This window comes from Trichocoleus sp. FACHB-90 (assembly GCF_014695505.1).
GTDB lineage: Bacteria > Cyanobacteriota > Cyanobacteriia > Cyanobacteriales > FACHB-T130 > Funiculus > Funiculus sociatus.
This window is the reverse complement of the sequence record NZ_JACJOK010000077.1, coordinates 1-8148: the sequence shown is the minus strand read 5'-3', so window position 1 is coordinate 8148 and position 8148 is coordinate 1. Positions and strand designations below refer to the sequence as shown.

Sequence of the window (8148 nt, the reverse complement as noted above, 5' to 3'; positions counted from 1 at the left end):
TGAAACCATCACCCGCTACTAGGTTCTTCTCTCAAAACTATACCTGTTATGCCTTTGAGCATTATTTTAAGTATTTTGTCTGATTGTTAAGAAAGATGCGGGTAATGGATAGCCTTGTAGGGAAGGGGTTGGGGGTTAGGTTATTCTGATGTACACGCGCGTAACTGAGAAACGCTATAAATCAAGGAAGCAAAGAAACCAGGTTTCTTTATTTAAAGCTAAAAATCTAAACCTTACGTAGGAACGAAACCCAAGCTACAACTTATCAAGAAACAGCAACCTGACCAATATCTTCTGGCTTCAAATGAGAGTGTAAAACTTCTCCATCGCGGAACCAGACGATGCGTTTAGTTAGACGTGCTACTTCTGGTTCGTGAGTCACCATCACAACAGTGATACCGCTGGAATTCAGTTCGGTGAAGATGTTCATGACTTCTTCGGTGGTTTTGGAGTCGAGAGCGCCCGTGGGTTCGTCGGCAAGCAGTAAGACGGGATTGTTGACAATGGCACGCGCGATCGCTACCCGCTGCTGTTGTCCCCCAGAAAGTTGATTTGGTTTATTATTCAGGCGATGCTGCAAACCTACACGAGTTAAAGCTTCTGTTGCTCTTTGTCTTCTTTCGCCATTAGGTATACCAGCATAAACCATCGGCAACATGACATTTTCTAACGCCGAAAGTTGAGGCAAAAGATGGAATTGTTGGAACACAAATCCAATTTTACGGTTACGAATTTTAGCTAATTCCGAGTCTCCCAGTTGAGACACATTCACGTTATCTAAATAATAATATCCGTCGGTTGGTTGGTCGAGACAGCCGATAATATTCATAGCTGTGGACTTGCCGGAACCAGACGCGCCCATAATTGAGCAATACTCGCCTTCTTCCACGATCAAGCTAACACCAGCAAGGGCGCGAACTTCTGTGTCACCGATACCGTAGACTTTGGTAATATCCTCAAGTTGAATAATTGTTTTTTTTGAAGGACTGAGGACTGAAGACTGAGAACTGTATTTATCTTGCATTTATTTAGTTGTAAAACTCAGGACTCAAAACTCAAAGTGGGCGCGTTTAGTCAATATCTTGGTGAGATGCCAAGTTTATTCTAGAACCGCCCCTACAAAACTTCTTAAGCGCTTCGCAAAGCTACAATTGGATCGAGTTTAGCTGCTCGTCGTGCGGGGACGACACCAAAAAATAAACCGATACCCCCGGAAACACTCACAGCAACGATAACAGCTACAGGTGAAATGCTGGCTTTCAAAGGAGAAAAGGCGCTGACAAGCGAAATTCCGCCGACACCCAGCATAGTACCGAATAAGCCACCAGCTGCTGAGAGAATCACTGCCTCGATGATAAATTGAATCAGGATATCTTGCTCTTGTGCGCCAATAGCTTTGCGGAGTCCGATTTCCTGGGTGCGTTCGGTGACGGAGACAAGCATAATGTTCATTACGCCAATGCCGCCGACAAAGAGGGAGATGGCTGCGATCGCTGCTAACATCAGTGTCAATCCGCTGGTAATCGTATTGACGATTGTTAACAAGTCTTTTTGGCTTCTGACGGTAAAGTCATCCTCTCCGTTGATTTTGTGCCGTAACCGCAGCAAATTTTCCACCTGAAATTTAGCTGCCCCTGTGCTATCTTCATCTTTGGCGGAAAGAGAAATGGCGGTTATTTCCAAACCATAAGGTGATGTCCGTCCGACGATGCGGTTAGCTACGGTGGTAATTGGCACATAAACGGTTTCATCGGGATTATCTCCCAACGCTGAGCCTTTAGGTTTCATAATGCCAACAACCTGAAAGCTGAGATTTTTTATCCGCAGTTGTTCGCCAATGGGATTTTGGTTATCAAACAGTTTTTTTGCCAACTCAGGCCCCAGCATCACAACTTGGTTACTCCGCTTGATATCTTGCTCGGTGATAAATCGTCCGGTTTCGACATCAAAGCTTCTCACTGAGAGATAATCGGAAGTTGTGCCAAGAATGGTGGCGTTAGTATTTTTGTTGCGGTAGGTAACTAATTGTCTGGTATTAATTTGGGGAGCGACTTCTTTAACAGAAGGCACTTGGGTAGCGATCGCTCTCGCATCTTCCAGTACCAGGGTTTTCGGCACCTCTAAGGTAGTATTTCGAGTGGCCTGAGAACCGGGAACCACAAACAGCACATTTGGCCCAAGCGCCTCAAATTGTTCTGATGCCAGCCTTTGCGCTCCCTGCCCAATCCCCACCATCGCAATAACTGAGGCATTACCAATCATAATGCCCAACATGGTGAGACTACTACGCAGTTTGTTTGCCACTAGCGTTGTGGCTGCCATTTTGACGCTTTCGAGAATGTCCATAGTGAGCGTGCTAATTGCTAATTGCTAATTGTTCAAGAGCTATTAGTGTTTATTCCTCCTTGGGTTTTCTATCTTTAGGTAAGTCAATAAAGACGCGATCGCCTTGTTTTATCCCTTCCAAAATCTGCGTTTGGTTTTCAATAGTTGAGCCTATTGTTACTTCTTGAAACTTCGGTTCATTATTCTCACTGGGTATCAGTACGCCCGTCTTACCTTTTTCCGTCACAATCGCCACCGTAGGCACCACCAAAGCATTATTCACCGCTTCGCCCACAAAGGTCAGATCCACGTTCATTCCCGAACGCAGTTGCTCCTTACCTGTTTCTAACGCTACCCGCACCTGAAAAGAGGTGACATTTTGCTCAACCACCGCTTCTGGAGCAATCAGGCGCACCTTACCTTTAAATACTTGGTCAGGATAGGCATCCGCTACAATTTCTACAGCTTGTCCCTGTTTAATTTGTCCAACATCCACCTCTGGGACTTTAGCGAGAATTTCTGAATCTCTAGCAAGGGCAACAATTGAACTCGAAGTAGCAGAAGCAGTGCTGGAAGCAGAAGTTGTGGGGGTAACGAAAGCTCCTTCTTGGGCATATTTCTGCGTCACAATGCCAGCGAACGGAGCAACTATCACCGTATCAGATAGCTGGACTTGCACCGCCTGCATCGAAGCTCTAGCGGCATCAGCAGCGGCTTTAAGCTGGGCAATTTCCTCTGGTCGCGTTCCATTTTCTAACTGACGCAAGGCTGATTGTGCTTCTGCCACATCAGCTTGACGCTGGGAAACTTCTTCGGAACGGGTGCCGCTTTGCAGCTGTTTTAAGGCTTGCTGCGCCTCTGTTAGGGCAGCTTGTTGCTGCTCAATTCCTTGGCTGGTGCTGCTTGTGCGTTGCTCAAGCCGTCTTTGGGCTTCATTAACGTTGGCGGTAGCATTGCGGTATTCTGTCAAAGCTTCATCCAACTGGTCTGTAGCCACTGCTCCCTGATCGGCTAAGAATTGATAGCGTTTCACCCGTTTTTGCGCCAAATTTTCTCGCGCTTTGGCGGCTTCGACTTGAGCCTTGGCTTGATCAATTTCTGTAGAACGACCATTCTGGGCATCTGCTAGACGCGATCGCGCTTGCTGCAACCTGGCTTGCGCTTGGGCGATTTCCTCTGGACGAGAGCCATTTTCAGCTTGCTGCAAACGAGCTTTCGACTGAGACAGTCTTGCTTTTGCCTGAACAATTTCTTCAGGACGACTACCAGCTTGAGCCTCTGCTAGACGAGCTTCGGCTTGCTTAAGATTAGCGATCGCTTGTGATAGTTGCGCCTGAAGCTCTCTATTCTCCATCTGGGCAATCTTTTGCCCCGGCTGCACTTTGTCCCCTTGCTCGACGTACAACTTCGCCAGAGTCCCAGATGTTTTCGGGCTGAGGTTGACGCTTTGCAGCGGCACAACGGTTCCATTGGCGGCGATCCGTACTTTCAGGCTTTGCGATTTTACAGGTACGGTTAGTGTCTGGATATCTAGTTGGGGCGAACTCCGACCCATAACGAAATAAGTCGTACTAGCTACCAGGATGCCTGATGCTAGCAGCCCGATTATCCAGCGAGAAGGATTCTTGACTTTTCCAATTAGGGGAAGTTGCATTTGTGTGGTATTCACTTCAGGCAATACGGATTGTTTTGGGTTTTATATGGTAATTTTTATTACTAATCAGATGAATTATTTCTAAGTAATAAATTTTTTCATCTCGTAGAACACGCATCTTGCCTACCATCAGTTTTGAGGCGGTCGATACGTCCCACCTCGCCAAAAATAGCTAAATATTTTTATGTTTGGAAACACCTAACCGGGTGAATTACAGTAAAAGCTTCTACTAAGGGGAGTTGTTATCCTTTCTTTATGTTAGCGTTGACGGATTTTTCAGGGTTTTTGTGTCCTTACGGTTTACCGTAACAGGGACGAGCAAAAATTGATAGGTGGCTGTGGCTCTCGATTTTTGCCAGAATCATTTAGATTATGTGTAATGTGGCTAAAGATTTTTCGCAATTTTTGAGGCGGCACCGTGCCTAAGCGTATTCCTTTATTTTCTCTTCTCGTTGTCCTGGGTTTATGGAGTGTACAGCAACCCGCCTTCGGGCAGGCACTCATACCTTATACGCTGCAACTGGATGCAAAAGAACTAGAGCAGCAGGGGTTGAACCTGGCACAAGATGCGGCTCAGTTGGCGCGATTCCAGCAATACGATCTGGCGCTGCCAAGGGCGCAGCTGGCAACTCGGCTGGCTCCCCAAAGTTATCAAACCTGGTTTCTACTGGGCAGTTTGTACTTGCAAGCGAGGGAAGTAGATAAGGCAATTAATGCCTTGCAACAAGCTAGAACCCTGAAACCCGATGATGCCGGAATTCTATTTGCTATAGGAAGCGGGCATTTTCAGCAGGCAAAGTATCAGGAAGCTGTTACAGCTTTGCAATCGGGGTTGAAGATCAAACCCGATGTACCAGAGGCTTTGTTTGATTTGGGCAATGCCTACTACAGAATGCAACGCTACCAAGAAGCGATCACGCAATACCAAAAAGCAGTCGCTAAAGAAAAAAAATTCTGGCCCGCGATTAACAATATTGGGCTGGTAATGTACGAAATGGGCAATGTGGAGGGGGCGCTAAGTCAGTGGCGTTCGGCAGTTGCTATTGACAAAGATGCCGCAGAACCCCAGTTAGCTATCGCAGTAGCGCTGTATGCCAAAGGCGACAGGGAAAAAGCTGTGCTTTTGGGAGAGACTGCTATTCGCCTAGACAATCGCTACGCCGATGTAGATTTTCTCAAAGAGAATCTTTGGGGCGATCGCTTGATCTCAGAAACTCAAAAGTTCCTGCAAATCCCCCGGATACAAGAAACCATCGCCCAAAGCGAACCTCCATCGGAACAACCGCAAGCTGCACCAGAATAAGGGATTGGGGATTGGGGACTGGGGAGAATGGCACTGACTTAAGAGCTGTGAACTTTAGTTCACGGCTCAAAGCTAAAACCTGTTAAAACAGGTTGAAATTCATATATAGTGAGCATCTGAGTCCGTTAAAACGGACTTGAGCTTTGAGCCTCGAACTTTAGTTCAGGGCTTTAATTAGCGCCATTCGGTACAGGGGGATTGAGAGAAAAAGCGGTCTTTTGCTAGTCCCCAATCCCCAGTCCCCAGTCCCTAGCCCCTAGCTTTCCGGATCTTCTGGGAATCGAGTGATGTCATCTTCTCCCAGATATTCCCCATTTTGGACTTCAATCATCAGTAGAGGAATTACCCCAGGATTTTCTACCCTGTGAGGTGTAGACATAGGTACGTAAGTTGACTGTTTTTGAACTAAGGTAGTCTCCTTTCCATCACATATCACTTTGGCAGTGCCAGACACAACGATCCAGTGTTCGCTGCGGTGATAGTGCATTTGGGTACTAATATGATGACCTGGGTTGAGTTCAATACGATTAATTCGGTAGCGCGGCCCTTCTTCTAAAACTGTAACTTTCCCCCAAGGTCGTATCCGTGTCGTAGAAGTGTCTTCCGGCAAAGGCATAGTTGAAGCTTGCCCTTCATTTTGGTTGCTATTCATCACCTGTCTCCCAAGGTTGATATTTCAATTTTGCCGCATTTTTTAAACTACCTAAAGACTTATTATTAAGCGAGTGATTCGTCCCAAGATAGCTTCACCTTAATTCTGGCGGATTTAAGCAATCAATTAGTCAATTAGGATTGGTACATCAGGCTTCTGGCCCAAAACGTGACTTATATCACTGACGAGCAAGCATTGCATCACCTTTACTCGAAGCTTGCGATCGCTTTCTGGCCCAGAGTATTGTCACATTTAAGCGAAGTTTTTAATCACCTAAAAAAATATATAAAAGCTTCATATTAGAAGTATCGAGTTCTCTGACCAAATCATGCAAGTTCAAGTCTGTCCTCTAGAGTTTGCGATCGCTGAATTATTCGCCCAAGTCAGCCACTCTGGTAGCATTACCCTCGCTGACCGATATGGAATGATGGCTGCACTATTGCAGGATTCCCCCAACGAAGAAGATATAAGATCCATCGACCGACTGCTTTACGCTGTACGCAAGAACCGCGTCAAGCTTGTCAATGAAATCTCTGCTATGTCATAAACAGTGCTGCTGGTTAAGCGATAATCCTACTTGCTTATATTTCCTTATATTGCCTTGCAGCACAGTTATTTAAAAAGAACAAAATTTATATCCCTGGATAGTTTAGCAATAATCTTCTTAATATTATTTTTCCTTCCATCTGCCGCTACAATTTATTCCTTCTCAGGCTGTAATTCCCAACGAAGCAGCCGGGGAATTTGCGATAAATGTACGCCATAATTAAAAATCCAAAGGACAATTTCTACCACTAACAATCTCTGCACCCATATTGTCTCGCTCTCCAGGCTCAAAAGCATCAATCCACTATACAATTGCCAAACGCGATAAGGCAGATATAAACAAGGAATCATCACCCACACGCAGGATTGAAACCGTTTTGACGTCACACTTTCAGATAAGATTTGTAACGCCAGCATGACAAGGTAGGGAATGAGCGCTAACAACACACTCTCGTGATTCCACCACACACCCCAGAGAACTATCGCCAGTACCGGAAACAGCACCCCAACCACCAGCACAACAGATAACCACGCTTTAAACCAAGTCGGTAATGGTTGGGGAATACTGAACGGCTTTGCCTGTCTCCACACCCAGTCCACAAACACCAGAAAAGACGTGGAGATTATCACAAAAAGGATATTTTCTATAAAAATATTCACCATAGTAGATGCTGTCATATGTAAAATTGAGCTAAGAATATAATTTCAGCACTTACTATAGCGTATGAAATTGCGACGCTAGATGAGGTCAAAAAAGACACAGTACCAGAAGGAGATTCTAAAGATGTCTAAAGAAAGTGCCAGCCAATTATTGGAAGCTGCTACCCGCAATGCAGATTTACGCAAACAGTTCCAAGCCGTAGCCAATCCAGATGAGTTCGTAAAAGTTGCTAGTGAATTGGGTTATCCCTTAACCACGGAGGAACTCAAGGAAGTTGTTAAAGAACATAGTGAAGGTGTCATATTGAGAAGACAGACAGGCATTTGGCCTTGGCTGCGAAGCGTTCGCTGGATTTAGTCGCTGCATAAGGTGAGTAATAAAAACGCAAGAGGCAAAAGAAATTATTGTTTTCTTTTGCCTTTATGTTGCTAATCCTACAAAATTATGCTTTGAGGGTACAACGCCAGGGATTTGAAGCGGGGCGTTGTAATTCTATATCTAAGCCGGAGAAGGCGATCGCTTCTTTATTTTTTACCTAGTGTGTGTGCCAGAATACATCACGCGCCTGTAAATCCTATGTACTCCCTACGCAAATGTACTAGGACTACTTGTTTGGATAAAATTTTTCTACATTGATCTAGCCAGAGTTGAGACTCTGAGGTTAAGGTATAGGGAATTTTGCTATCTTGCGAACGAATTGCAAGCAGTTGAAGAGAAGCGTCATGCTAAACTTCAAATCAAACAAAAGGCGCAACAACTGCTTAAAGAAGGTTTTAAAGCGGATATTGCTAAATTAGATAGTTGGCTGCACTTACCAAAACTAATAACCCGCTATAAATCTCAGGGTTAGCGCGTCTCAAACCCTATTGACAAGCGGACTTACCTGAGCGGCAAAGTTGGGTTGAAAGTAGCACTATTCGGGCTAGGGTAAGATTTAATCCATCAAGAGGCAAGGTTCGAGTAATGCCATCAGGATTTGAGAACAAGAAAAGCAAAACCAAAGCATC

At 45.2% G+C, this 8148-nt stretch carries 9 protein-coding genes; 4 read left to right on the top strand and 5 right to left on the bottom strand.

The genetic code is table 11. The annotated features are described in order from the left end of the window. Positions 1 to 265 precede the first annotated feature (265 nt). The 3 genes from H6F74_RS22540 to H6F74_RS22530 all read right to left on the bottom strand — a co-directional run bounded on the left by H6F74_RS22540 (position 266) and on the right by H6F74_RS22530 (position 3979). Positions 266 to 1024 carry an ABC transporter ATP-binding protein gene (locus H6F74_RS22540; protein ID WP_199301532.1) on the bottom strand — a complete coding sequence of 253 codons (759 nt, stop codon included), beginning with the start codon at positions 1022 to 1024 and terminating at the stop codon, positions 266 to 268. Between the two features lie 104 nt (positions 1025 to 1128). After that, positions 1129 to 2346: an ABC transporter permease gene (locus H6F74_RS22535; protein WP_190444396.1), complete on the bottom strand. Its 1218-nt coding sequence runs from the start codon at positions 2344 to 2346 to the stop codon at positions 1129 to 1131. Positions 2347 to 2395: 49 nt separating this feature from the next. Then, a complete protein-coding gene (locus H6F74_RS22530) occupies positions 2396 to 3979 on the bottom strand; it encodes an efflux RND transporter periplasmic adaptor subunit (RefSeq protein ID WP_190444397.1) in 1584 nt (527 codons plus the stop codon). Positions 3980 to 4397: 418 nt separating this feature from the next. On the opposite strand from H6F74_RS22530, the gene H6F74_RS22525 reads away from it, so the two are divergent. After that, positions 4398 to 5282, top strand: a complete 885-nt coding sequence (locus H6F74_RS22525; protein ID WP_190444395.1) for a tetratricopeptide repeat protein — start codon at positions 4398 to 4400, stop codon at positions 5280 to 5282. A gap of 256 nt (positions 5283 to 5538) precedes the next feature. On the opposite strand, the gene H6F74_RS22520 is transcribed toward H6F74_RS22525, so the two are convergent. Next, positions 5539 to 5898 (bottom strand): phosphomannose isomerase type II C-terminal cupin domain, encoded by a 360-nt coding sequence (locus H6F74_RS22520; protein WP_242017778.1) that lies wholly within the window; start codon positions 5896 to 5898, stop codon positions 5539 to 5541. 364 nt (positions 5899 to 6262) lie between these two features. Here H6F74_RS22520 and H6F74_RS22515 point away from each other — a divergent pair, with 364 nt between their 5' ends. Then, complete coding sequence (locus tag H6F74_RS22515) at positions 6263 to 6481, top strand: hypothetical protein (RefSeq protein ID WP_190444394.1); 219 nt, start codon at positions 6263 to 6265, stop codon at positions 6479 to 6481. A 152-nt stretch (positions 6482 to 6633) separates the two neighbouring features. Here the strand turns inward: H6F74_RS22515 and H6F74_RS22510 are convergent, their stop codons facing one another. Next, positions 6634 to 7158, bottom strand: coding sequence for a hypothetical protein (locus H6F74_RS22510; protein ID WP_190444393.1), 525 nt, complete (start codon positions 7156 to 7158; stop codon positions 6634 to 6636). A gap of 106 nt (positions 7159 to 7264) precedes the next feature. Here H6F74_RS22510 and H6F74_RS22505 point away from each other — a divergent pair, with 106 nt between their 5' ends. Continuing rightward, positions 7265 to 7498 (top strand): Nif11-like leader peptide family natural product precursor, encoded by a 234-nt coding sequence (locus H6F74_RS22505; RefSeq protein ID WP_190444392.1) that lies wholly within the window; start codon positions 7265 to 7267, stop codon positions 7496 to 7498. Between the two features lie 340 nt (positions 7499 to 7838). After that, on the top strand, positions 7839 to 7991 hold the full coding sequence (locus H6F74_RS22500; protein WP_190444391.1) for a hypothetical protein: 153 nt from the start codon (positions 7839 to 7841) through the stop codon (positions 7989 to 7991). Positions 7992 to 8148: the final 157 nt, after the last annotated feature.

Excerpts from the sequence above, each read along its gene's own strand:
- H6F74_RS22515 (WP_190444394.1), top strand. The coding sequence starts at position 6,263 with ATGCAAGTTCAAGTCTGTCCTCTAGAGTTTGCGATCGCTGAATTATTC.
- H6F74_RS22530 (WP_190444397.1), bottom strand. The coding sequence starts at position 3,979 with ATGCAACTTCCCCTAATTGGAAAAGTCAAGAATCCTTCTCGCTGGATA.
- H6F74_RS22520 (WP_242017778.1), bottom strand. The coding sequence starts at position 5,898 with ATGCCTTTGCCGGAAGACACTTCTACGACACGGATACGACCTTGGGGG.
- H6F74_RS22535 (WP_190444396.1), bottom strand. The coding sequence starts at position 2,346 with ATGGACATTCTCGAAAGCGTCAAAATGGCAGCCACAACGCTAGTGGCA.
- H6F74_RS22505 (WP_190444392.1), top strand. The coding sequence starts at position 7,265 with ATGTCTAAAGAAAGTGCCAGCCAATTATTGGAAGCTGCTACCCGCAAT.
- H6F74_RS22540 (WP_199301532.1), bottom strand. The coding sequence starts at position 1,024 with ATGCAAGATAAATACAGTTCTCAGTCTTCAGTCCTCAGTCCTTCAAAA.
- H6F74_RS22510 (WP_190444393.1), bottom strand. The coding sequence starts at position 7,158 with ATGACAGCATCTACTATGGTGAATATTTTTATAGAAAATATCCTTTTT.